The following is a 22,875-nucleotide window of genomic DNA, read 5'->3' as shown; positions in this document are numbered from 1 at the left end:
TTGAAACCTCTAGTTTATTCCTGGATCACGTCGGCACCCTTGGGGATGACAAACTTGAACTTGGATGCATCCACCGGCTGGTTAGCCTTGACGCCGGAGAACAGGATATCGGTGCGTTGGCCAACACTGTCGATCAGGCGCATGTTGTTGATCACGCCGTTGCCGAACGACAGGTTCAGGCTGTCGAACAGCGTGTCCTTGGATTTGGGCTTGAGGGTGAACTCGATCACGTTGCTGGTTTGCTTGGAGGTGATGTCGAAGCTGTCGTTGATCTTCGACACATCGCCCGACAGCAGCAGCGCCGGCGTCTGGTTCAAGCGCGGGTCGAGCTTCTTGATGGTCGCCTGTTCCAGGTCCGGGTCCCACAGGGTGACCTTCTGGCCATCGGAAACGATGGTCTGCTCGGCCTTGCCTTCGGTGTGCCAGTAGAACAGCCCAGGGCGCTGCACGGCCATTTCGCCTTCGGTTTGCTGCAACTGGGTACCACCGGCATCCAGGGTCAACTGGGAGAAGCGCGCGGTCAGGGTCTGGGATTTGTCCAACAGGTTCTTCAGGCTGGCCACCGAGGCGGGATCAGCGTGGGCCGAAACAGCAGTCAGGGCCAGTGCAGGCAACAACAGCATGCGGATAAAGCGCATGGGAATCCTCATTGAGTCGTCAGGACGCGCTGCGTGTTGCCACGCAGCACGGGGTCAGTCGCGCATCTGCCCGGGGGCGATGACTTCACGCGAACCGTTGGTGTTCATGGCGGTCACGACGCCGGCATTTTCCATCGATTCGATCATGCGGGCGGCGCGGTTGTAGCCGATTTTGAGCTTACGCTGCACCGCAGAGATCGAGGCGCGACGGCTTTCGAGTACGAATGCCACGGCTTCATCGTAAAGCGCGTCGGTTTCGGCATCGTCATCACCGCTGCTGCCGCCGTCGAAGCCGCTGCCGGCCTCTTCCACGCCCGCGAGGATGTCGTCGTTGTATTCCGGCGCGCCACGCAGTTTCCAGGCTTCGACCACGCGATGCACTTCGTCATCGGAGACGAACGCACCGTGCACGCGAATCGGCAGGCTGGTGCCCGGCGGCATGTAGAGCATGTCACCGTGGCCGAGCAGTTGCTCAGCGCCACCCTGGTCGATGATGGTGCGCGAGTCGATCTTGCTGGAGACCTGGAACGCCATCCGCGTCGGAATGTTGGCCTTGATCAAGCCGGTGATCACATCCACCGACGGCCGCTGGGTCGCGAGGATCAAGTGAATACCGGCCGCACGCGCCTTTTGGGCGATACGCGCGATCAGTTCTTCAACCTTCTTGCCGACGATCATCATCATGTCGGCAAACTCGTCGACCACCACCACGATGGTCGGCAGCTTGGTCAGCAGCGGCGCTTCGTCGTGGATGCTTTCACGCTTGTACAGCGGGTCGCTCAGCGGTGTGCCGGCGTCCTGGGCTTCCTTGACCTTGGCATTGAAGCCCGACAGGTTACGCACGCCCATCTTCGCCATCAGCTTGTAGCGGCGCTCCATCTCGGCGACGCTCCAGCGCAGGGCGTTGGCGGCGTCCTTCATATCGGTCACCACCGGGCAGAGCAGGTGCGGGATGCCTTCGTAGATCGACAACTCGAGCATCTTCGGGTCGATCATGATCAGCTTGGCGTCATCCGGGCCGGACTTGAACAGGATCGACAGGATCATCGCGTTCACGCCCACCGACTTACCGGAACCAGTGGTACCGGCCACCAGCAGGTGCGGCATTTTCGCCAGGTCGGTGATCACCGGCTTGCCGCCGATGTCGTGGCCGAGGGCCAGGGTGACCGGCGATTTGAAGTTGTCGTATTCCGGGGTCGACAGCACCTCGGAGAACCGCACGATCTGGCGGTCTTCGTTGGGAATCTCGATGCCGACGGTGGTCTTGCCGGGGATCACTTCCACCACACGCACACTGGTCACGGCCAGGGAGCGGGCCAGGTCTTTGGCCAGGTTGGAGATACGGCTGACCTTGACGCCGGCGGCCGGCTGGATCTCGTAACGGGTAATCACCGGGCCTGGGTGAATCGAATCCACCGAGACTTCGACGCCGAATTCCTTGAGTTTGATTTCCAGCAGATGGCCAACCGCCGCCAGGGATTCCGGGGAATAGTTGAGTTGTTTCTTTTCGGCCGGGTCGAGAATCGAGATCGGCGGCAAAGTGCCTTCGACGGCGCTGTCGACAAACAACGGCGCCTGCTTCTCTTTCTGCACACGATGGCTCGGCTCGGGCGCTTTGGGCGGTGCCGGGGCAATCACCGGCGGCACCTGCTTCTCGCGGTCCGACATGTGCTTGCTCAGGGCCTGCTCGCGCTCGATCAAGCGTTCCTTGACCTTGGCCTGCTCGCGGCGGTCCGGCGTACTCGGGGCCACCACTTCGTTAACGCGGGTGTCCACCTCGCGCAGTTGCGCGACCATGCGCTTGCGATCAACTCGGGCCGACCACCAACGGTTGGCCGCGCCCTGGAACAACTCGAGCAGGTCCAGGGTGATCTTGCCGGTCACGTCCATCACCTTGAACCACGACAGGTCGGTGAACACGGTGAGGCCGAACAGGAACAGCGCGATAAACATCAAGGTGCTGCCCTGGATGTTCAGGGTCTTGCGCGCCAGGTCGCCGAGGCTTTCGCCCAACGCCCCGCCCGCGCCCGCCGGCAGGCCGGTAGGTGCATGAAAATGGATGTGCGCCAGCGCCGCGCCGGACAACACCAGGAACACCAGGCCGATCAGGCGCCAGGAGAACAGCCAGCCGCTCCACTGCCACGGTTCGTGACGCTGGCGGAAGATCTGCCAGGTCTTGATCGCCAGCAGCAGCGGGAAGATATACGCGAAGTAGCCCAACACCATAAACAGGATATCGGCGCTGTAGGAACCGGCGGGGCCGCCGAAGTTCTGCACGTCTTCGATCTTGCTGTTGTGGCTCCAGCCCGGATCGTCCTTGCCATAGGTGAGCAAGGCCATCATCAGGAACAGGCACAGGGCGCCGATAGCGATCAGCGCGCCTTCCTTGAGTCGGTAATGCAGGTGCTGGCGCCAGGCCGGCACGACTGCTGCTTTAGGTGTTGCGGCGGATTTCTTCAAAACGGGTCTATTCCTGCGCCTTTAGCGCGTCCATCTGTTGAATGACTGCACACTGCTCAATCCGAGCAGCTGAAAAATGAACGAATGTCGCTGAAACTACTTTTAACATTGGGTGATGAACAGGTGAAAGGGCGATAACGCCACAATGCCCGCATTGTACGGGTTTGCGTCGGCGATGCCACGTACTTGCCCTCACCCGACGGCCTGCACAAATGATGTGTCACAGCCTGTTCAATTTGAGCATGCATTGCCTTTGCTGACAAAGGCTTATGCGCTGTTTTTATCAAAGCAGGCAAGCTTGGCAATTGGCCTGCATGGCCCAGACCCGATTACGACCGCGCCTGTAGGGCAGAGTTGCAGAAACACCCGTTAACGCTATTGCGCGCCGATGCCCGATTCGGGCTGGCCCCACAGCGCCTTGTCGACAATAATCACCCCACATGCGGCAGGCGTCATACCTGCCACTCCCCTCCCCCACCGTAAGCCTGGATGCCATGCTGACCTGGTTGCAACGCGATTCCCTGACTTTTCCGCCGCTGGCCAAGGCCATGCGCGAACCCAATGGCTTGCTGGCTGCCGGCGGCGACCTGTCGGCCGAGCGACTGATCCAGGCCTATCGCCATGGCTGCTTTCCGTGGTTCTCCGACGGCCAGCCGATCCTCTGGTGGTCTCCAGACCCACGCACGGTAATATTCCCCGACGAGCTGCACGTATCACGCAGCTTGGGCAAACTGTTGCGCCAGCAGCGCTACAGCGTGACCTTCGACCAGGACTTCGCCGCCGTCATCCAGGCCTGCGCCGCGCCCCGCGCTTATGCGGACGGCACCTGGATCACCGAAGGCATCCAAAGCGCCTACCTGGAGCTGCACCGGCGCGGCTACGCGCACTCCGTTGAAGTGTGGGATGACGGCAAGCTGGTCGGCGGCCTGTATGGCCTGGCCATGGGCCAATTGTTTTTTGGCGAATCGATGTTCAGCCGCGCCGACAATGCCTCCAAGTTCGGCTTTGCCACACTGACCCGCCAGTTGCAGGCCTGGGGTTTTGTACTGATCGACTGCCAGATGCCCAATGACCACCTGCACAGCCTCGGCGCCCGCGCCATACCACGCAGTGAATTTGCCGATTTCCTGCGTAACCATTTGGACCAACCCAGCTCTGGCCCGTGGGTTTCCTAGGCGACTTCCGCGTACCTGGCATACACTTATTTCAAAGCTTAACCCGAGGGTTGATCATGACCGAGCTGGCGCGCTTGAAGTTCTATGCCACTCAAGCCCACTCTTGCAGCTATCTGCCTGACGAGCAGGCCACCACACTGTTCCTCGACCCCAGCCAGCCGATGGACGTGCATGTGTATGCCGACCTTTCGGAGATGGGCTTTCGGCGCAGCGGCGATCATCTGTACCGACCCCATTGCCAGAATTGCAATGCGTGCGTGCCTGCGCGCATCCCGGTTGCGCAGTTTTTGCCGGACCGTAATCAGAAACGCATTCTCAAACGCAACGCCGACCTGACGGTCACGGCCACCAAGCCACAGTACAGCGAAGAATATTTCGATCTTTACCAGCGTTACATCGAACAACGCCACGCAGATGGCGACATGTTCCCGCCCAGCCGTGATCAGTTTTCGACCTTCCTGGTGCGCGACCTGCCCTTCTCACGCTTCTATGAGTTCCGCCTGGATGGCCGCCTGCTGGCGGTGGCGGTGACCGACCTGCTGCCCAACGGCCTGTCGGCGGTCTACACCTTCTATGAGCCTTCCGAAGAACGCCGCAGCCTTGGGCGCTTTGCGATTTTGTGGCAAATCGGTGAAGCCCTGCGCCTGGAACTGGAGGCGGTGTACCTCGGATACTGGATCAAGAACTGCAAAAAGATGAACTACAAGACCCAATATCGGCCCATTGAGCTGCTGATTAATCAAAGATGGGTAACGCTTAACTAGAACCCCTTGGCTTAAACACCCTTTTTCGGGCACAATGCACGCCGCTTTTGCCTGGCGCAGTTGCACCGGGCCATTCACTGGATACCGAGGGCTTTACTGCATGTCGAAAGAAGACAGCTTCGAAATGGAAGGCACTGTCGTCGACACCCTGCCCAACACCATGTTTCGTGTGGAGTTGGAAAATGGGCACGTCGTAACCGCGCATATCTCCGGCAAGATGCGCAAGAACTACATTCGTATTCTTACCGGTGACAAAGTGCGCGTCGAGCTGACGCCCTATGACTTGAGCAAAGGGCGCATCACTTACCGCGCTCGTTAAGCAAGTCAATACAAAACGCCCGGTTATGCCGGGCGTTTTTGTGTGTGCGTTATTTATGCAGCACCACAAATACCTGTGGGAGCTGGCTTGCCTGCGATAGCGGTGTTTCTGCTGGTACATCTCTAGCTGGCCCACCGCTATCGCAGGCAAGCCAGCTCCCACAGGGGGGACAGCAAAAAGGCGCCTTTCGGCGCCTTTTGCTGTGTTGCGATCAGCTATCAGGCCATTTCGGCCGTGGTTTCGAACTCGAAGGTCAGCTCGCCATCCTTCAGGTCGATATGCACCACGCCGCCATGGTCGGAAAGCTCGCCAAACAGGATCTCTTCGGCCAGTGGCCGCTTGATCTTGTCCTGGATCAGACGCGCCATTGGGCGAGCGCCCATTGCCGAGTCGTAGCCGCCCTCGGCCAGCCAGTTGCGCGCCGCATCCGTCACTTCCAGCTGCACGCGTTTGTCTTCCAACTGCGCCTGAAGCTCGGTAAGGAACTTGTCCACCACGCTTTTGATGACCTCATGGCTGAGGCGACCAAACTGGATAATGGTGTCCAGACGGTTGCGGAACTCCGGCGTGAAGCTCTTCTTGATCACTTCCATGGCGTCGGATGAGTGATCCTGATGCGTAAAGCCAATGGAGGCCCGCGCAGCAGTCTCGGCACCGGCGTTGGTAGTCATGATCACGATGACGTTGCGGAAGTCCGCCTTGCGCCCGTTGTTATCGGTAAGGGTGCCATGGTCCATGACCTGCAGCAGCAGGTTGAAGACTTCCGGGTGGGCCTTCTCGATTTCATCGAGCAGCAACACGCAGTGCGGCTGCTTGGTGATGGCTTCGGTCAACAGGCCGCCCTGGTCGAACCCGACATAGCCCGGAGGCGCACCGATCAGGCGCGACACGGTGTGGCGCTCCATGTATTCGGACATGTCGAAACGTACCAGTTCAATGCCCATGGCCTTGGCCAATTGGCGCGCAGCTTCGGTCTTGCCGACGCCGGTCGGGCCTGCGAACAGGAACGAACCGACCGGCTTGTCCGGCGACTTGAGGCCCGCGCGCGACAGCTTGATCGCGGTGGACAACGCGTCGATAGCCGCATCCTGACCGAACACCGTGAGCTTGAGGTCGCGCTCCAGGTTACGCAGCAGCTCCTTGTCGGAACTGTTGACGTGCTTAGGCGGAATACGCGCGATCTTCGCCACGATGTCCTCGACTTGAGGCACGTCGATGCGTTTCACACGCTTCTCGACCGGCTGCAGACGCTGGTAGGCACCCGCCTCGTCGATCACGTCGATGGCTTTGTCCGGCATGTGCCGATCATTGATGTAGCGCGATGCCAACTCAGCAGCGGCGCGCAGGGCTTCATCGGTGTACTCGATGCCGTGGTGGGCCTCGAAGCGCCCTTTGAGGCCGCGCAGGATGCCGATGGTGTCTTCAACCGAAGGCTCGGACACGTCGACTTTCTGGAAGCGACGCGCCAGGGCACGGTCTTTTTCGAAGATGCCGCGAAATTCCTGGAAGGTGGTCGAACCGATGCAACGGATATCACCCGACGACAGCAGCGGCTTGAGCAGGTTGGAGGCGTCCATCACCCCACCCGACGCCGCACCGGCACCAATGATGGTGTGGATTTCATCGATAAACAGGATCGCCTGCGGGCGTTTTTTCAGCTCGCCGAGCAGCGCCTTGAAGCGTTTCTCGAAATCGCCACGGTACTTGGTCCCGGCGAGCAACGCGCCCAGATCAAGGGAGTAGACGACGCTGTTGGCCAGCAAATCCGGCACCTGGTTATCCACGATGCGCTTGGCCAGGCCTTCGGCAATCGCGGTTTTCCCCACGCCCGCCTCGCCCACCAGCAAAGGGTTGTTCTTGCGACGACGCGCGAGGATCTGCGCTACACGCTCAACCTCAAGCTCACGCCCCACCAGCGGATCGATCCGCCCCTGGCGCGCCAGTTCGTTAAGGTTGCTGGCATAGGCATCCAGTGGATTGCCCGAAGAAGAAGACTCACCGCCCTCGTCGTCCTGCATATCCTGCTCACCCTCGGAATGATCGCCGTGCCCTGGCACCTTGGAGATACCGTGGGCGATGTAGTTGACGACATCAATACGGGCAACGCTCTGCTGCTTGAGCAGGAACACTGCCTGGCTTTCCTGCTCGCTGAAAATCGCCACCAGCACATTGGCGCCCGTGACCTCACGCTTACCGGAGCTCTGTACGTGGAAGACAGCACGCTGCAATACCCGCTGAAAGCCCAGGGTTGGCTGGGTTTCACGGTCCTCGTCATGCACGGGGATCAATGGCGTGGTGGAGTCGATAAACTCCTGCAGGTCATGCTTGAGTTTATCGAGGTTGGCGCCGCACGCACGCAGAACGGTGGCGGCAGCTTCGTTATCCAAAAGTGCCAGCAGCAGGTGCTCGACGGTCATGAATTCATGACGCTTCGAACGGGCCTCCTTGAAGGCAAGATTGAGGGTGACTTCGAGCTCGCGGTTTAACATAGCTTCACCTCATACCCAAGTGGTCGGCGTTAACCGTCCTTCTCGATTTCACAGAGTAGCGGATGCTGGCTTTCCCTGGCGTACTGGTTGACCTGCATGGCCTTTGTCTCGGCGATGTCACGGGTAAACACTCCACATACTGCCCGTCCTTCTGTGTGAACGGCCAGCATTACCTTGGTCGCCAGCTCGCGGTTCAGGTTAAAAAACACCTCGAGCACTTCGACGACGAAATCCATCGGTGTGTAGTCATCATTGAACAAAACCACCTTGTACATCGGCGGCGCCTGTAGAGCAGGCTTCGCCTCCTGGACAGCAATGCCTGCAGAACCGTCGTCATCGTGTTCCTGATCCGGGCGATCCTGATTGAATGTTAGTCGAATCTGGCTGTTTGCATGCATGGAAAGAAAGGTTCGTCAGTGGTTCAAATACAGTGGTGGGGGCGACCTGTCAGAATTTCAACTACTGACCGACTGGTCGCCTTGACTATCGGCGAAACGGTGTTACAACCAATAGAACCCACAGTGGGTAAAAAAGGTCCGCGCAGTCAACCTTATTTATTCGGGTTAGGACGGATAAACTGGATGATACTCCAGTGATGGAGTCTGGTGCAGAGGGATATGGGTATGTCTGGCGTCAAGATCAGTGGCAAGGTCAAATGGTTTAACAATGCCAAGGGCTATGGGTTCATCAATGCGGATGGAAAATCCGGAGAAGACCTCTTCGCGCATTATTCAGCGATTACCATGGATGGGTACAAGACGCTGAAAGCGGGCCAGGAAGTGGAGTTTGAAATTATTCAGGGCCCCAAAGGCATGCATGCTGTTGCAATCTGCGCCGCTCGCGTGGCCGCACCCGCAACAGCCTACGACCCAACGCATGAAACAATGCCCACGGCAGATCAGCCTGCTCAATCAAAGAAGAAACAACCCGCCTGATCAGCTTTGAGGTAACTACCGGTAAAAAGCCGACCACCCTGACTCGTCAGAATGGCCGGCTTTTTTCATGGCCTCAATTTACATATGCGAAATCAACGCATCACCAAACCCTGACGACGACACCAGCTTCGCGCCCTCCATCAAACGCTCGAAGTCATAGGTCACGGTCTTCGCCGAAATCGCACCATTGGTGCCCTTGATGATCAGATCCGCCGCTTCAGTCCAGCCCATGTGACGCAGCATCATTTCCGCCGACAGAATCAATGAACCCGGGTTGACCTGATCCTTGCCTGCATATTTAGGCGCGGTACCGTGGGTGGCTTCGAACATCGCCACGGTGTCGGAAAGGTTGGCCCCCGGCGCAATACCAATGCCACCTACTTCCGCCGCCAGCGCATCAGACAGGTAGTCACCGTTGAGGTTAAGCGTGGCAATCACATCATATTCCGCCGGACGCAACAGAATCTGCTGGAGCATGGCGTCGGCAATCGCGTCCTTGACCACTACATTCTTGCCGGTTTTGGGGTTTTTGAACTGCATCCACGGGCCGCCGTCGAGCAGGGTCGCGCCAAATTCTTTTTCGGCAATACCGTACGCCCACTCTTTGAAGGCACCTTCGGTGAACTTCATGATGTTGCCTTTGTGCACAATGGTCAGCGAATCGCGGTCATTATCCACTACATATTGCAGGGCTTTGCGCGCCAGGCGCTCGGTGCCTTCTTTGGAAACCGGCTTGATGCCAATCCCGCAGTCCTGGTCGAAACGAATCTTGGTAACGCCCATTTCTTCCTTGAGGAACTTGATCACCTTGATCGCTTCCGGCGAACCGGCCTTCCACTCGATACCGGCATAAATGTCTTCAGAGTTTTCACGAAAGATGGTCATGTCCACATCGCCAGGCTTCTTGACCGGGCTGGGCACACCTTCAAACCAGCGCACCGGGCGCAGGCAGACATACAAATCGAGCTGCTGACGCAGGGCCACGTTCAGCGAACGGATGCCGCCGCCAACCGGCGTGGTCAGCGGGCCCTTGATGGAAACCACGTAATCCTTGACCGCATCCAGGGTTTCCTGGGGCAGCCAGGTGTCCTGGTCGTAGACTTGAGTCGCTTTCTCGCCGGCATACACCTCCATCCAGGAGATTTTGCGCTTACCGCCGTAGGCCTTTTCAACAGCTGCGTCGACCACCTTGATCATCACCGGGCTGATGTCGACGCCAATACCGTCGCCTTCTATATAAGGGATGATCGGTTGGTCAGGAACATTGAGAGAATGGTCTGCATTGACGGTGATTTTGTCGCCGACTGCCGGAACCTGAATCTTCTTGTATCCCATGCTGAACTCCATCTATGGATTGAACATCTGGCTGCATTCGAGCCTACTCCAGATATATGGCGACTGAAACCTAACGCCATGCTCATTTGCATCGAAAACAGCATAATTTGTCGCCTACAAGCCTGAAAGCAAAGGCAAAATCGCCAATCTTGAGCACATCATGCGACTTTGGTCGCAGTCTGAGCCCTGCGACCTTTAGACCAATGGACGACACACCTTTTGTATGAAGGCTCGGCGTAAGCATAGCGACCTATGTATAATGCCGCCGCTGACCAAAGAGTCACGACGGCGGACCGCTCTAGAACAAAGCCTTCCGCTACAAAGCAGGACTAATACAATAGTCCACCCGCTTGACGCTCGACTGATGCAAACCAACATCACCGCGAAGAAACCTCGACATTTCGCTCATGGATGACTTTGAACGAACGCGCTCCACCCGGCGCATCTCGAGTTTCTGCGCACGCTTTCAGCAAAGAAGAGAGTTAATCCGAATATGCCCACCCGCTCGAAGATCATCTACACCTTCACCGACGAAGCCCCAGCCCTCGCCACCTATTCACTGCTGCCTATCGTAGAGGCCTTCACCGCTTCCGCTGATATTGCTGTGGAAACCCGCGACATTTCCCTGGCCGCGCGCATCCTCGCAAGCTTCCCCGAGCAACTGGGCACCAAGGCAATCGCGGACCACCTCGCCGAACTGGGCGACCTGGCCGTTACGCCTGAAGCCAACATCATCAAGCTGCCTAACATCAGCGCCTCGACCCCGCAGCTGCAAGCGGCGATCAAGGAACTGCAGGCCCAGGGCTACGCCCTGCCGGACTACCCGGAAACCGTAACCACCGACGCGGAAAAAGAAACCCGCGCACGTTACGACAAGGTCAAGGGCAGCGCCGTGAACCCGGTACTGCGCGAAGGCAACTCCGACCGCCGCGCACCGCTGTCGGTCAAGAACTATGCGCGCAAGCACCCGCACAAAATGGGCGCCTGGGCTGCCGACTCCAAGTCGCACATCGCACACATGAGCAACGGCGACTTCTACGGCAGCGAAAAAGCCGTGCAGATCGAAGCCGCTGACGCCGTAAAAATCGAACTGATCGCCAAAGACGGCACCGCGACCGTCTTGAAAGAAAAGACCTCGGTACAAGCCGGCGAAATCATCGACACCGCCGTGCTGAGCAAAAAAGCTCTGCGCGCGTTCATTGCCGCTGAAATCGAAGACGCCAAGCAGCAAGGCGTGCTGCTGTCGGTTCACTTGAAAGCCACCATGATGAAGGTCTCCGACCCGATCATGTTCGGCCAGATCGTTGCCGAGTTCTATAAAGACGCCCTGGCCAAGCACGCTACCGTGCTGGAACAGATCGGCTTCAACCTGAACAACGGCATCGGCGACCTGTACGCTCGCATCAAGGCGTTGCCGGCCGAGCAGCAAGCGCAGATCGAAGCTGACATTCAGGCGGTCTACGCCGCTCGCCCTTCCCTGGCGATGGTCAACTCCGATAAAGGCATCACCAACCTGCACGTACCGAGCGACGTCATCGTCGACGCCTCGATGCCGGCCATGATCCGTGACTCCGGCAAAATGTGGGGCACCGACGGCCAACTGCACGACACCAAGGCGGTGATCCCGGATCGCTGCTACGCCACCATCTACCAGGCCGTCATCGAAGACTGCAAGGCCCATGGCGCTTTCGACCCAACCACCATGGGCAGCGTGCCAAACGTTGGCTTGATGGCCAAGAAAGCCGAAGAGTACGGCTCCCACGACAAGACCTTCCAGATCAAGGCTGACGGCGTAGTCCGCGTCACCGACAGCAAGGGCACCTTGCTGATGGAACAGGCTGTTGACGCCGGCGACATCTTCCGCATGTGCCAGACCAAAGACGCGCCGATCCAGGATTGGGTCAAGCTCGCCGTCAACCGCGCTCGCGCCAGCAACACCCCAGCCATTTTCTGGCTGGACCCACAGCGCGCGCACGATGGCGTAGTGGTCGAGAAAGTTCAGGCCTACCTGAAAGACCACAACACCGAAGGCCTGGACATCCGCATCATGTCGCCGGTCGACGCGATGAAGTTCACCCTGGAGCGCACCCGCAAGGGCCTGGACACCATCTCGGTGACCGGCAACGTACTGCGTGACTACCTGACCGACCTGTTCCCGATCATGGAACTGGGCACCAGCGCCAAGATGCTGTCGATCGTGCCGCTGATGAACGGTGGCGGCCTGTTCGAAACCGGCGCCGGCGGTTCGGCCCCGAAGCACGTGCAGCAACTGGTTGAAGAGAACTTCCTGCGCTGGGATTCCCTGGGCGAGTTCCTGGCCCTGGCTGCGTCCCTTGAGCATTTGGGTGTTACTTATAACAACCCGAAAGCCCTGGTGCTGTCCAAGACCCTGGACCAGGCCACTGGCCAGTTCCTGGACAACAACAAGTCGCCATCGCGCAAAGTCGGCAACATCGACAACCGCGGCAGCCACTTCTACCTGGCGCTGTACTGGGCTCAAGCCCTGGCCGCCCAAACTGAAGATGCTGCACTGCAAGCGCAGTTCGGCGAACTGGCCAAAACCCTGGCCGACAATGAGGCAACCATCGTTGCCGAGCTGAACGCCGTACAGGGCAAGCCAGTGGACATCGGCGGCTACTACGCGCCGAACCCGGAGCTGACCAGCAAAGCCATGCGCCCAAGCAACACCCTCAATGCGGCGATTGCCAAGTTGAAGTAAGGTTGTAAGGATGCAAAGAAGCCCCGGCCATGTGCCGGGGTTTCTGTTTGCGCCCTGGTTTCACTGAACAACCCCGATCAAATGTGGGAGCAGGCAAGCCAGCTCCCACACTGCACGAGTTTCTTCAGTCACTACACATTGAGGCACCCATGACCTGGCAACCCCACATCACAGTCGCCACTATCGTCGAAGACAACGGCCGCTTCCTGATGGTCGAGGAACTCAAGGGCGGCCGCGCCGTGCTCAACCAGCCGGCCGGCCATCTGGACCCGCATGAAACCCTCACCGAAGCGGCCGTGCGCGAAACCCTCGAAGAAACCGGCTGGGACGTCGAGGCCACCGGCATTGTCGGCATCTACCTGTATACCGCGCCCAGCAATGGCGTGACTTATCAGCGCGTGTGCTTTACCGCCAAAGCCTTGAAACATCACCCCGACTACACACTCGATGAAGGCATCGTCCGCGCCCGCTGGCTGACCCGTGAGGAGCTGATGGCCCTGCGCGACGACTGGCGCAGTGAGCTGATCATCCGCTGTATTGATGATTATCTGGCCGGCCAGCGCCATAGCCTCGAATTGATCCGCCCTTCTCTTTAGCCTTGCGGGCGTGAGCCTGTTAGAATCGCGTCCTTTTTCAAGACACCCGTTGAAACCCTATGCGTGATCCAGCCCCTTCTGACACACAAAAGAAGCGCGTCATCGTCGGCATGTCCGGCGGCGTGGATTCTTCCGTTTCCGCCGTTCTGCTCATGGAGCAGGGTTATGAGGTGGAAGGCCTGTTCATGAAGAACTGGGAAGAAGACGATGGAACGGAATATTGCACCGCCATGGACGACCTGGCCGACGCCCAGGCCGTGTGCGACAAGATCGGCATCAAGCTGCACACCGCCAACTTCGCCGCCGAGTACTGGGACAACGTGTTCGAGCACTTCCTGGCCGAATACAAGGCCGGTCGTACGCCGAACCCGGATATCCTGTGCAACCGCGAAATCAAGTTCAAGGCGTTTCTCGACTACGCCATGATCCTCGGCGCCGACCTGATTGCCACTGGCCACTATGTGCGCCGTCGCGACGTCGACAACCGCACCGAACTGCTCAAAGGCCTGGACCCGAACAAGGACCAGAGTTACTTCCTGCACGCCGTAGGCGGCGAACAGATCGCCAAGACCCTGTTCCCGGTCGGCGAGCTGGAAAAACCCGAAGTGCGCAAGATCGCCGAAAAACACGGCCTGGCCACTGCCAAAAAGAAGGATTCCACCGGGATCTGCTTTATCGGCGAGCGCCGCTTCAGCGACTTCCTCAAGCAGTACCTGCCGGCACAACCGGGCGAAATCAAAACCACCCACGGTGAGGTAATCGGCCGCCACCATGGCCTGATGTACCACACCATCGGCCAGCGTCAGGGTTTGGGCATCGGCGGACTGAAAGACGCCGGCGAAGAGCCCTGGTACGTACTGGTCAAGGACCTGGAAAACAATGTGCTGGTGGTGGGCCAGGGCAATGAGCACCCACTGCTGTTCTCGGGCGCGCTGCTGGCGTCGGAAATCTATTGGGTCAACCCGATCGACCTGAGCGCGCCACGCCGCCTGACCGCCAAAGTGCGCTATCGCCAGAGCGACCAGCCCTGCACCCTGGAAAAAACCGCCAGCGGCTATCGCGCCACGTTCGATGACCCGCAACGCGCGGTCACGCCGGGCCAATCGGTGGTGTTCTATGACGGCGAAATTTGCCTGGGCGGCGGCGTGATTGAAGTCGCCGAAGCCTGGAGCGGCGCGGCATGAGCCCGACCCAGGAGCAATTGACGGCACTCGGCGGGGTTTTCCTCGCCGCCGTGCTGGTCGACAAGATCGCCAAGACCGGCCAGGTGACCGAAGCAGGCCTGACCTGCATGCTCGGCAGCCTGCTGATCCGCGACCCCAAGGACACCCTGGAAGTGTATGGCGGCGATGACCTGGCGCTGCGTGAAGGTTACCGTGCGCTGATCGGCGCCCTGGAGCGCGACCCAAGCACCTTGCAACGCGAGCCGCTGCGCTATGCGCTGTCGATGCTCGGCCTTGAGCGGCAACTGGCCAAGCGCGACGACCTGCTCGAAACCATCGGCAAACGCCTGCCGCAGATTCAATCCCAAGTGGAACACTTCGGCCCGGCCCACGAAAACGTGATTGCCGCCTGTGGTGCGCTGTACCAGGACACGCTGAGCACCTTGCGCCAGCGCATCCAGGTGCACGGCGACATGCGCAACCTGCAGCAACCGAACAACGCCTCGAAAATCCGCGCCCTGCTCCTGGCCGGTATTCGTTCGGCGCGGTTGTGGCGTCAGTTGGGCGGTCATCGCTGGCAGTTGGTGATCAGCCGACGCAAATTGCTCAAAGAGCTTTACCCGTTGATGCGCAACGAATAAGTCGCAGCAACCCGCTTTTTTTATAGCCTCACGCGTAATACGCCGGTCAGTTGGCGACGGACCGGCGAATTTTTTCATGTATGATACGCGCCCCATTTCGTTGCCCGACTGTCCGAGAACACCCCATGCAGCTCTCTTCGCTCACTGCGGTTTCCCCTGTTGACGGCCGCTACGCCGGCAAAACCCAGGCCCTGCGCCCTATTTTCAGCGAATACGGCCTGATCCGTGCTCGCGTTCTGGTTGAAGTGCGCTGGCTCCAGCGCCTGGCCGCTCACCCTGCCATCAGCGAAGTGCCGGCGTTTTCCGCGCAAGCCAACGCTGTATTGAACACCCTGGCGGAAAACTTCTCCCTGGAGCACGCCGAGCGTGTAAAAGAGATCGAGCGCACCACCAACCACGACGTCAAAGCCATCGAATACCTGCTCAAAGAGCAAGCGGCCAAGCTGCCGGAACTGGCCCAGGTCAGCGAGTTCATCCACTTTGCCTGCACCAGCGAGGACATCAACAACCTGTCCCACGCCCTGATGCTGCGCGAAGGCCGTGATGACGTGATGCTGCCACTGATGCGCCAGACCGCCAACGCTATCCGCGAGCTGGCCATCCGCTTCGCTGACGTGCCGATGCTGTCGCGCACCCACGGCCAACCGGCTTCGCCGACTACCTTGGGCAAAGAACTGGCCAACGTGGTGTATCGCCTGGAGCGCCAGATCGCTCAAGTCGCGGCCGTGCCGCTGCTGGGCAAAATCAACGGCGCCGTGGGCAACTACAACGCCCACCTGTCGGCCTACCCGGAAATCGACTGGGAAGAAAACGCCCGCGCCTTCATCGAAGACGAGCTGGGCCTGGGCTTCAACCCCTACACCACGCAGATCGAACCCCACGACTACATCGCCGAGCTGTTCGACGCGATTGCGCGCTTCAACACCATCCTGATCGACTTCGATCGCGATATCTGGGGTTACATCTCCCTGGGCTACTTCAAGCAGCGCACCATCGCCGGCGAGATCGGTTCGTCGACCATGCCGCACAAGGTCAACCCGATCGACTTCGAAAACTCCGAAGGCAACCTCGGTATCGCCAACGCCCTGTTCCAGCATCTGGCCAGCAAGTTGCCGATCTCGCGCTGGCAGCGCGACCTGACCGACTCCACCGTACTGCGCAACCTCGGCGTGGGCTTTGCCCACAGCGTGATCGCCTACGAAGCCAGCCTCAAAGGCATCAGCAAGCTTGAGCTCAACGCGCAGAAGATCGCCGCTGACCTGGATGCGTGCTGGGAAGTATTGGCCGAGCCGATCCAGACCGTAATGCGCCGCTACAACATCGAAAACCCGTACGAGAAGCTGAAAGAGTTGACGCGCGGCAAGGGCATCAGCCCTGAGGCGCTGCAAACTTTCATCGATGGCCTGGACATGCCAGCCGCTGCCAAGGCCGAGCTGAAACTGCTCACCCCGGCCAACTACATCGGCAACGCGGTAGAGCAAGCCAAGCGCATCTGATCAGCGCACGACCCTTTGAGACGCCCGGCCGCGCCGGGCGTTTTTATTCCTGTCTTAAAAGTGATTTTTTTCAATAGGTTACACATGAATCCTGATATTCCTCTTCAACTTCTGGGCGGCATCACGGCACGGGAATTCCTGCGCGACTACTGGCAGAAAAAACCGCTGCTGATCCGTCAGGCCATCCCTGATTTCGAAAGCCCGATCGACGCCGACGAACTGGCAGGCTTAGCCCTGGAAGAAGAAGTTGAATCGCGCCTGGTGATTGAACACGGCGAGCGCCCATGGGAACTGCGCCGCGGTCCGTTCGCCGAAGATGCGTTCAGCACGTTGCCAGAGCGCGAGTGGACCCTGCTGGTGCAGGCCGTCGACCAATTCGTACCCGAAGTTGCCGAGCTGTTGGGGCACTTCCGCTTTCTGCCCAGCTGGCGCATCGACGATGTGATGATCAGCTTCGCCGCCCCCGGTGGCAGTGTTGGTCCGCACTTCGACAACTACGACGTGTTCCTGCTGCAGGCCCAAGGCAAGCGCAACTGGAAAATCGGCCAGATGTGCAATTCCGAAAGCCCGCTGCTGCAACACGCCGACCTGCGCATCCTGGCGGAATTCGAACAGAGCGAAGAATGGGTGCTGGAACCGGGCGACATGCTTTACCTGCCGCCGCGCCTGGCGCACTTCGGCATCGCCGAAGATGACTGCATGACCTATTCGGTGGGCTTCCGCGCACCGAGCGCTGCCGAAGTGCTGACCCACTTCACTGACTTCCTCAGCCAGTACCTGACCGATGAAGAGCGCTACACCGACGCCGACGCCCAACCGGTCAGCGACCCGCACCAGATTCAGACGGACGCACTCGACCGCCTCAAAGGCCTGCTGGCCGAGCACATGAGCGATGAGCGCATGCTGCTGACCTGGTTCGGCCAGTTCATGACCGAGCCGCGCTACCCGGAACTGGTCGCCGGTGAAGAGCTGGGTGAAGAAGACTTTATCAGCAGCCTGGAAAACGGCGCGATCCTGGTCCGCAACCCGAGCGCGCGCATGGCGTGGTCTGAAGTGGACGATGACGTACTGCTGTTTGCCAGCGGCCAAAGCCGTTACCTGCCAGGCAAATTGCGCGAACTGTTGAAACTGGTCTGCTCGGCCGACGCCCTGCACAGCGAAAACCTCGGCACCTGGCTGGCCGACGAAGACGGCCGTGACCTGCTGTGCGAACTGGTCAAGCAAGGAAGCCTGGGATTTGCCGATGAATAAGATTCACGTAAGTGTCGCGGACTGGCAAAAGGATATCGCTGAGATTCGGCGCATTCGTGAGGCGGTGTTTATCGCTGAACAATCGGTTCCACCGGAGCTGGAGTGGGATGCGGATGACGCCGACGCGATGCATTTTCTTGCATTCGAAGGCGATTTTCCGATTGGCACCGCTCGCCTGCTGCCCAGCGGCGAGATTGGTCGTGTGTCGGTACTCAAGGACTGGCGCGGCCTGAAGGTCGGCGACAAGCTGATGGAAGCCGTGATCGGCGAGGCCGAGAAACGTGGCCAGACCAGGCAGTTCCTGAGTGCGCAGGTGTATGCGGCGCCCTTTTATGAGCGACTGGGTTTCACGATCGTCAGTGACGAATTCCTGGAAGTCGGGATTCCGCACGTTGATATGGTGCGCGAGGGTTAATTCGAGACCGAGTCGCCCTTATCGCAGGCAAGCCAGCTCCCACATTTGGAATGCATTCCTCTGTGGGAGCTGGCTTGCCTGCGATAGCGATGTAAGCAACACCCCAAAATGCCCTGCCTGCCAGGGCATTTTGCCGTCTACGATTCAACTTGCGACCTGCCGGGCCGACAAACTGGCACTATCACGCCTAATTGACTCGCAGAGATAACGGACATGTCCCTACGCACCCTGCTCACCGCCCTCCTCCTCAGCGCCAGCGCCTGCGCCATCGCCGACACCGAAGTCGTCAACCTGAGCAACCGCACCAGCGCCGACCTGCTGCCCGTGGCGCAGAACTTTATCGGCAAGGACGGTAGCGTCAGCGCCTACGGCAACCAGCTTATTGTTAAAGCGGAGCCCGGCAAGATCCAGGACCTGCGCGCCTTGCTTGCACAGCTGGACACACCCGCCAAGCGCCTGCTGATCACCGTCGACAGCAACGAAAATAACCAACAAAACAGCGGCGACAGCCAAACCCGCATCATCAGTTACGGCACCGCCAGCCGCGACGGTGGCATCCAGCAGATTCAGGCCAGTGAAGGCGTGCCCGCGCTGATCCAGGTCGGCCAGAGCGTGCCACTGACCACCACGCAGCCAGACACCTACGGCCGCCCGCAAAACCAGACCCAGTATCGCAACGTCACCCAGGGCTTTTACGTCACTGCCAGCGTCACTGGCGAGACCGTACACCTGGCCATCAGTACCAACCGTGACCGAATGAGCCAGGAACGTCCCGATGTAGTGAATGTGCAAAGTACCGACACAACGGTCAGTGGCCGCCTGGGTGAATGGATTCCACTGGCAGGCATCAGTCGCGAGACTCAGGCCGATAAATCCTCTACAACCCGCAGCTACTCTACTCAGGGCCGCGACGACCTGACTTTGCGGGTCAAGGTCGATACGCTGAACTAAAGCACCAAAAACTGACTGGCGAGTCGCATTAGACTAAAGATGTAGTGCCTGAAAAAAAGCACTACAAAACATTTGACGAGCCAAAAAAGCCTGTGCATGATGGCCTCGCTCCCGCTAATCAGGGGCCCTGGCAAGGGCCTTCGGATCGCCGCTCTAAGCTACCCACCTGAGCCGATTCGTGTCTGTACCGCCCACAAGGTGTGTTTGACGTTGGTTGCGACTGGAACGAAGTTGTCCCGAGGGACGGAAGCTAACCAGGTAACCCGGCTACACACTGATGGATCGTACCAAGGCCCACGATGCCCGAAGACTGTTCGCAGTTTGCCCTTACCTGCTCAATTCCTCCTCTCGCAACGCGTTCATCCCGTCGCCTTCCCCGTCGAACCTGACTTGGCCGCCCAAGCTTCTGGTCAGCGAGCAGCCACAACCACGCACTTGATACGTGGCTGGCAAATGGAATTTTCCACCTAGACCTATGCGACGAGGTTTTCCCCCATGGCACTGACACGCGAACAGCAAATTGCAGCCCTTGAAAAAGACTGGGCTGAAAACCCACGCTGGAAAGGCGTAACCCGCGCTTATTCCGCTGCTGACGTCGTCCGCCTGCGTGGCTCGGTTCAACCTGAGCACACCTTTGCAAAACTCGGCGCCGAGAAGCTGTGGAAGCTGGTCACCCAGGGTGCCAAGCCGTCCTTCCGCCCCGAAAAAGATTTCGTCAACTGCATGGGCGCCCTCACTGGCGGCCAGGCAGTTCAACAGGTAAAAGCCGGTATCCAGGCGATCTACCTGTCCGGCTGGCAAGTGGCTGCGGACAACAACTCCGCAGAATCCATGTACCCCGACCAATCGCTGTACCCGGTGGACTCCGTGCCCACCGTGGTCAAGCGCATCAACAACTCGTTCCGCCGCGCCGACCAGATCCAGTGGAAAGCCGGTAAAGGCCCGGGCGACGAAGGCTACATCGACTACTTCGCGCCAATCGTGGCTGACGCTGAAGCCGGTTTCGGCGGCGTACTCAACGCCTACGAACTGATGAAGAGCATGATCGAGGCAGGCGCTGCCGGCGTGCACTTCGAAGACCAGCTTGCGTCGGTGAAGAAATGCGGCCACATGGGCGGCAAGGTACTGGTTCCAACCCAGGAAGCCGTACAAAAGCTGACCGCTGCACGCTTGGCCGCTGACGTTGCCGGCACGCCGACCATCATCCTGGCGCGTACCGACGCCAACGCGGCCGACTTGCTGACCTCCGACTGCGACCCGTACGACCAGCCATTCGTGACCGGCGAACGCACCCAGGAAGGCTTCTATAAAGTACGCGCCGGTCTCGACCAGGCGATCGCCCGTGGCCTGGCCTACGCGCCGTATGCTGACCTGATCTGGTGCGAAACCGCCAAGCCGGATCTGGACGAAGCGCGTCGCTTTGCCGAGGCGATCAAGAAGGAATACCCGGACCAACTGCTGTCCTACAACTGCTCGCCTTCTTTCAACTGGAAGAAGAACCTGGACGACGCGACCATCGCCAAGTTCCAGCGCGAGCTGTCGGCCATGGGCTACAAACACCAGTTCATCACCCTGGCCGGCATTCACAACATGTGGCACAGCATGTTCAACCTGGCGCACGACTACGCCCGCAACGACATGACTGCCTACGTGAAACTGCAGGAGCAAGAGTTCGCTGACGCCGCCAAGGGTTACACCTTTGTGGCGCACCAGCAGGAAGTGGGCACCGGCTACTTCGACGACATGACCACCGTGATCCAGGGCGGCACCTCGTCCGTGACCGCGCTGACCGGCTCGACCGAAGAAGAGCAGTTCCACTAAGCAGCGAGTACACGGCCAGTGCGGCCCCACGGAAGACCTAACCGCACTGCCGCTTGATCTGACGCCCCGACTGGTTCGGGGCGTTTTTTTGCCTGTTTGAAAACCCCACCTATCACCTTAACGGTGTCGAGCCTTGGTTTTTTGCGCAAAACATTGACCCAGAGCGGTATTTGCCTGAATCCAATCGGTTAAAAGATCCCCTCCAGCAACTAGCCGCAATCAAGCAAGTAACAATAACTTCCCGCGCCACACGAGAAACATTCGCTTAAACCCCGCGCAAACAATATTCATTATCATTTAGCCTATGAAAACTTCTTTACCGCTTAAACAAAACACATTTGATTAAATGCCCGCTAATCCCCGGCCCACAAGGGCTACAGCCCCAAGAAGGTGCACTATGTGCTTATTCCATCGAATAATTTCGCTACAGGAATTTTACTTGCCCGGTGTTTAGCCATAAAATCACCGCGATTGATTGCGCTGCGACATATCGTCACTGCATCGTTACTTTTTCGAGCTCAGAGACCTTTGCTCTCTGTTAAGGATTTCCAGCATGACCGAAGCGACAGGACTCATGGCCCACAACTGGGGCTTTGCCATTTTCCTCCTCGGTGTTGTGGGCCTTTGTGCCTTCATGCTCGGCGTCTCCAGCCTCCTTGGGTCAAAAGCCTGGGGCCGCAGCAAAAATGAACCGTTCGAGTCCGGCATGCTGCCTACAGGTGGCGCCCGCTTGCGGCTCTCAGCCAAATTCTATCTGGTCGCGATGCTGTTCGTGATCTTCGATATCGAAGCCCTCTTTCTCTTTGCCTGGTCTGTGTCCGTCCGCGAAAGCGGCTGGACCGGATTCGTCGAAGCCCTCGTTTTCATAGCAATTCTGTTGGCAGGCCTTGTCTACCTATTCCGAGTGGGCGCCCTTGACTGGGCTCCGGAAGCTCGTCGTAAGCGGCAAGCGAAGCTGAAACAATGAGGCTTTGGCGATGCAATACAATCTCACCAGGATCGACCCGGATGCTCCTAACGATCAGTACCCTATCGGCGAACGGGAAACCGTTTCCGATCCGTTAGAAGATCAAGTCCACAAAAACATCTACATGGGCAAACTCGAAGACGTGCTGAGTGGCGCGGTCAACTGGGGGCGTAAAAACTCCCTGTGGCCGTACAACTTCGGCCTTTCGTGCTGCTACGTGGAAATGACCACCGCCTTCACGGCGCCCCACGACATCGCGCGCTTTGGCGCCGAAGTTATCCGGGCATCACCGCGCCAGGCGGATTTCATGGTTATCGCCGGCACCTGCTTTATCAAGATGGCGCCGATCATTCAGCGCCTCTACGAGCAAATGCTCGAGCCGAAGTGGGTTATCTCCATGGGTTCGTGCGCCAACTCCGGTGGCATGTACGACATCTACTCCGTCGTTCAAGGGGTGGACAAGTTCCTGCCCGTGGACGTCTACGTGCCTGGCTGCCCGCCTCGCCCTGAAGCTTTTCTGCAAGGCTTGATGCTGTTGCAGGAGTCGATTGGCAAGGAGCGTCGTCCGCTTTCCTGGGTGGTCGGTGATCAAGGCGTTTATCGCGCCGAGATGCCGTCACAAAAGGAACAGCGCCGCGAACAGCGAATCGCAGTCACCAACCTGCGCAGCCCCGACGAAGTCTGATCCAGCCCGCTTCTTTTATAGAACGAAAACCTGGCTTCATTCTTTACGTTGACCG

The 22,875-nt window shown here is 59.0% G+C and carries 20 protein-coding genes; 15 read left to right on the top strand and 5 right to left on the bottom strand.

The window, feature by feature from the left end; translation table 11 throughout:
- Nucleotides 1-14: 14 nt before the first annotated feature.
- Together lolA and AOA59_RS29075 are read right to left on the bottom strand one after the other, a co-directional pair.
- Nucleotides 15-638 (bottom strand): outer membrane lipoprotein chaperone LolA, encoded by a 624-nt coding sequence (lolA, locus tag AOA59_RS29080; protein WP_065931010.1) that lies wholly within the window; start codon nucleotides 636-638, stop codon nucleotides 15-17.
- Between the two features lie 54 nt (nucleotides 639-692).
- Nucleotides 693-3,098: a DNA translocase FtsK gene (locus AOA59_RS29075; RefSeq protein ID WP_065931011.1), complete on the bottom strand. Its 2,406-nt coding sequence runs from the start codon at nucleotides 3,096-3,098 to the stop codon at nucleotides 693-695.
- 494 nt (nucleotides 3,099-3,592) lie between these two features.
- Here AOA59_RS29075 and aat point away from each other — a divergent pair, with 494 nt between their 5' ends.
- The 3 genes from aat (at nucleotide 3,593) to infA (ending at nucleotide 5,356) form a co-directional block, all read left to right on the top strand.
- On the top strand, nucleotides 3,593-4,273 hold the full coding sequence (gene aat, locus AOA59_RS29070) for a leucyl/phenylalanyl-tRNA--protein transferase (RefSeq protein ID WP_069788234.1): 681 nt from the start codon (nucleotides 3,593-3,595) through the stop codon (nucleotides 4,271-4,273).
- Nucleotides 4,274-4,329: 56 nt separating this feature from the next.
- The gene (locus tag AOA59_RS29065) at nucleotides 4,330-5,037 is read left to right on the top strand and encodes an arginyltransferase (protein ID WP_065931013.1); all 708 of its coding nucleotides are present in this window, start codon (nucleotides 4,330-4,332) and stop codon (nucleotides 5,035-5,037) included.
- Between the two features lie 100 nt (nucleotides 5,038-5,137).
- On the top strand, nucleotides 5,138-5,356 hold the full coding sequence (gene infA / locus AOA59_RS29060; protein ID WP_002553999.1) for a translation initiation factor IF-1: 219 nt from the start codon (nucleotides 5,138-5,140) through the stop codon (nucleotides 5,354-5,356).
- Between the two features lie 218 nt (nucleotides 5,357-5,574).
- Here infA and clpA read toward each other — a convergent pair whose 3' ends face one another.
- On the bottom strand, nucleotides 5,575-7,845 hold the full coding sequence (gene clpA / locus AOA59_RS29055) for an ATP-dependent Clp protease ATP-binding subunit ClpA (RefSeq protein WP_056861703.1): 2,271 nt from the start codon (nucleotides 7,843-7,845) through the stop codon (nucleotides 5,575-5,577).
- Between the two features lie 29 nt (nucleotides 7,846-7,874).
- Nucleotides 7,875-8,243: an ATP-dependent Clp protease adapter ClpS gene (clpS, locus tag AOA59_RS29050; protein WP_005789091.1), complete on the bottom strand. Its 369-nt coding sequence runs from the start codon at nucleotides 8,241-8,243 to the stop codon at nucleotides 7,875-7,877.
- A gap of 219 nt (nucleotides 8,244-8,462) precedes the next feature.
- Between clpS and cspD the strand changes: the two genes are divergently transcribed.
- The gene (gene cspD / locus AOA59_RS29045) at nucleotides 8,463-8,780 is read left to right on the top strand and encodes a cold shock domain-containing protein CspD (protein WP_305886616.1); all 318 of its coding nucleotides are present in this window, start codon (nucleotides 8,463-8,465) and stop codon (nucleotides 8,778-8,780) included.
- A gap of 78 nt (nucleotides 8,781-8,858) precedes the next feature.
- On the opposite strand, the gene icd is transcribed toward cspD, so the two are convergent.
- Nucleotides 8,859-10,115, bottom strand: coding sequence for an NADP-dependent isocitrate dehydrogenase (gene icd, locus AOA59_RS29040; RefSeq protein ID WP_065931181.1), 1,257 nt, complete (start codon nucleotides 10,113-10,115; stop codon nucleotides 8,859-8,861).
- 493 nt (nucleotides 10,116-10,608) lie between these two features.
- Between icd and AOA59_RS29035 the strand changes: the two genes are divergently transcribed.
- The 11 genes from AOA59_RS29035 (at nucleotide 10,609) to AOA59_RS28980 (ending at nucleotide 22,820) form a co-directional block, all read left to right on the top strand.
- The gene (locus AOA59_RS29035) at nucleotides 10,609-12,834 is read left to right on the top strand and encodes an NADP-dependent isocitrate dehydrogenase (RefSeq protein WP_099489870.1); all 2,226 of its coding nucleotides are present in this window, start codon (nucleotides 10,609-10,611) and stop codon (nucleotides 12,832-12,834) included.
- Nucleotides 12,835-12,983: 149 nt separating this feature from the next.
- Entirely contained in the window at nucleotides 12,984-13,430 is a 447-nt protein-coding gene (locus AOA59_RS29030; protein WP_056861700.1) for an NUDIX hydrolase, read from the top strand.
- Nucleotides 13,431-13,489: 59 nt separating this feature from the next.
- Nucleotides 13,490-14,614, top strand: coding sequence for a tRNA 2-thiouridine(34) synthase MnmA (gene mnmA / locus AOA59_RS29025; RefSeq protein ID WP_099489869.1), 1,125 nt, complete (start codon nucleotides 13,490-13,492; stop codon nucleotides 14,612-14,614).
- Nucleotides 14,611-15,234 carry a high frequency lysogenization protein HflD gene (hflD, locus tag AOA59_RS29020; RefSeq protein ID WP_017137510.1) on the top strand — a complete coding sequence of 208 codons (624 nt, stop codon included), beginning with the start codon at nucleotides 14,611-14,613 and terminating at the stop codon, nucleotides 15,232-15,234. Before mnmA ends, hflD begins: the two co-directional genes overlap by 4 nt.
- Before the next feature lie 125 nt (nucleotides 15,235-15,359).
- Nucleotides 15,360-16,730 (top strand): adenylosuccinate lyase, encoded by a 1,371-nt coding sequence (gene purB, locus AOA59_RS29015; protein ID WP_099489868.1) that lies wholly within the window; start codon nucleotides 15,360-15,362, stop codon nucleotides 16,728-16,730.
- A gap of 84 nt (nucleotides 16,731-16,814) precedes the next feature.
- Nucleotides 16,815-17,981, top strand: coding sequence for a cupin domain-containing protein (locus tag AOA59_RS29010; RefSeq protein ID WP_065931017.1), 1,167 nt, complete (start codon nucleotides 16,815-16,817; stop codon nucleotides 17,979-17,981).
- The gene (locus tag AOA59_RS29005; RefSeq protein WP_069788237.1) at nucleotides 17,974-18,396 is read left to right on the top strand and encodes a GNAT family N-acetyltransferase; all 423 of its coding nucleotides are present in this window, start codon (nucleotides 17,974-17,976) and stop codon (nucleotides 18,394-18,396) included. The genes AOA59_RS29010 and AOA59_RS29005 overlap by 8 nt, the downstream gene beginning before the upstream one ends.
- Nucleotides 18,397-18,609: 213 nt before the next feature.
- Nucleotides 18,610-19,347 carry a secretin N-terminal domain-containing protein gene (locus AOA59_RS29000; protein ID WP_099489867.1) on the top strand — a complete coding sequence of 246 codons (738 nt, stop codon included), beginning with the start codon at nucleotides 18,610-18,612 and terminating at the stop codon, nucleotides 19,345-19,347.
- Between the two features lie 495 nt (nucleotides 19,348-19,842).
- Nucleotides 19,843-21,168, top strand: coding sequence for an isocitrate lyase (aceA, locus tag AOA59_RS28990; protein ID WP_003219577.1), 1,326 nt, complete (start codon nucleotides 19,843-19,845; stop codon nucleotides 21,166-21,168).
- A 553-nt stretch (nucleotides 21,169-21,721) separates the two neighbouring features.
- Nucleotides 21,722-22,135: an NADH-quinone oxidoreductase subunit A gene (locus AOA59_RS28985; protein WP_003219575.1), complete on the top strand. Its 414-nt coding sequence runs from the start codon at nucleotides 21,722-21,724 to the stop codon at nucleotides 22,133-22,135.
- A 10-nt stretch (nucleotides 22,136-22,145) separates the two neighbouring features.
- The gene (locus AOA59_RS28980; RefSeq protein WP_012724951.1) at nucleotides 22,146-22,820 is read left to right on the top strand and encodes an NADH-quinone oxidoreductase subunit B family protein; all 675 of its coding nucleotides are present in this window, start codon (nucleotides 22,146-22,148) and stop codon (nucleotides 22,818-22,820) included.
- The last annotated feature ends 55 nt before the right edge of the window (nucleotides 22,821-22,875 follow it).

This window comes from Pseudomonas sp. 2822-15, from assembly GCF_002742515.1.
Taxonomy (GTDB): domain Bacteria; phylum Pseudomonadota; class Gammaproteobacteria; order Pseudomonadales; family Pseudomonadaceae; genus Aquipseudomonas; species Aquipseudomonas salomonii.
This window is presented reverse-complemented; position numbering and strand designations above follow the sequence as displayed.

Bases quoted from the DNA above. Each gene is read 5' to 3' on its own strand.
- lolA (WP_065931010.1), bottom strand. From the start codon at position 638: ATGCGCTTTATCCGCATGCTGTTGTTGCCTGCACTGGCCCTGACTGCT.
- aat (WP_069788234.1), top strand. From the start codon at position 3,593: ATGCTGACCTGGTTGCAACGCGATTCCCTGACTTTTCCGCCGCTGGCC.
- AOA59_RS29065 (WP_065931013.1), top strand. From the start codon at position 4,330: ATGACCGAGCTGGCGCGCTTGAAGTTCTATGCCACTCAAGCCCACTCT.
- infA (WP_002553999.1), top strand. From the start codon at position 5,138: ATGTCGAAAGAAGACAGCTTCGAAATGGAAGGCACTGTCGTCGACACC.
- clpA (WP_056861703.1), bottom strand. From the start codon at position 7,845: ATGTTAAACCGCGAGCTCGAAGTCACCCTCAATCTTGCCTTCAAGGAG.
- clpS (WP_005789091.1), bottom strand. From the start codon at position 8,243: ATGCATGCAAACAGCCAGATTCGACTAACATTCAATCAGGATCGCCCG.
- cspD (WP_305886616.1), top strand. From the start codon at position 8,463: ATGGGTATGTCTGGCGTCAAGATCAGTGGCAAGGTCAAATGGTTTAAC.
- icd (WP_065931181.1), bottom strand. From the start codon at position 10,115: ATGGGATACAAGAAGATTCAGGTTCCGGCAGTCGGCGACAAAATCACC.
- AOA59_RS29035 (WP_099489870.1), top strand. From the start codon at position 10,609: ATGCCCACCCGCTCGAAGATCATCTACACCTTCACCGACGAAGCCCCA.
- AOA59_RS29030 (WP_056861700.1), top strand. From the start codon at position 12,984: ATGACCTGGCAACCCCACATCACAGTCGCCACTATCGTCGAAGACAAC.
- mnmA (WP_099489869.1), top strand. From the start codon at position 13,490: ATGCGTGATCCAGCCCCTTCTGACACACAAAAGAAGCGCGTCATCGTC.
- hflD (WP_017137510.1), top strand. From the start codon at position 14,611: ATGAGCCCGACCCAGGAGCAATTGACGGCACTCGGCGGGGTTTTCCTC.
- purB (WP_099489868.1), top strand. From the start codon at position 15,360: ATGCAGCTCTCTTCGCTCACTGCGGTTTCCCCTGTTGACGGCCGCTAC.
- AOA59_RS29010 (WP_065931017.1), top strand. From the start codon at position 16,815: ATGAATCCTGATATTCCTCTTCAACTTCTGGGCGGCATCACGGCACGG.
- AOA59_RS29005 (WP_069788237.1), top strand. From the start codon at position 17,974: ATGAATAAGATTCACGTAAGTGTCGCGGACTGGCAAAAGGATATCGCT.
- AOA59_RS29000 (WP_099489867.1), top strand. From the start codon at position 18,610: ATGTCCCTACGCACCCTGCTCACCGCCCTCCTCCTCAGCGCCAGCGCC.
- aceA (WP_003219577.1), top strand. From the start codon at position 19,843: ATGGCACTGACACGCGAACAGCAAATTGCAGCCCTTGAAAAAGACTGG.
- AOA59_RS28985 (WP_003219575.1), top strand. From the start codon at position 21,722: ATGACCGAAGCGACAGGACTCATGGCCCACAACTGGGGCTTTGCCATT.
- AOA59_RS28980 (WP_012724951.1), top strand. From the start codon at position 22,146: ATGCAATACAATCTCACCAGGATCGACCCGGATGCTCCTAACGATCAG.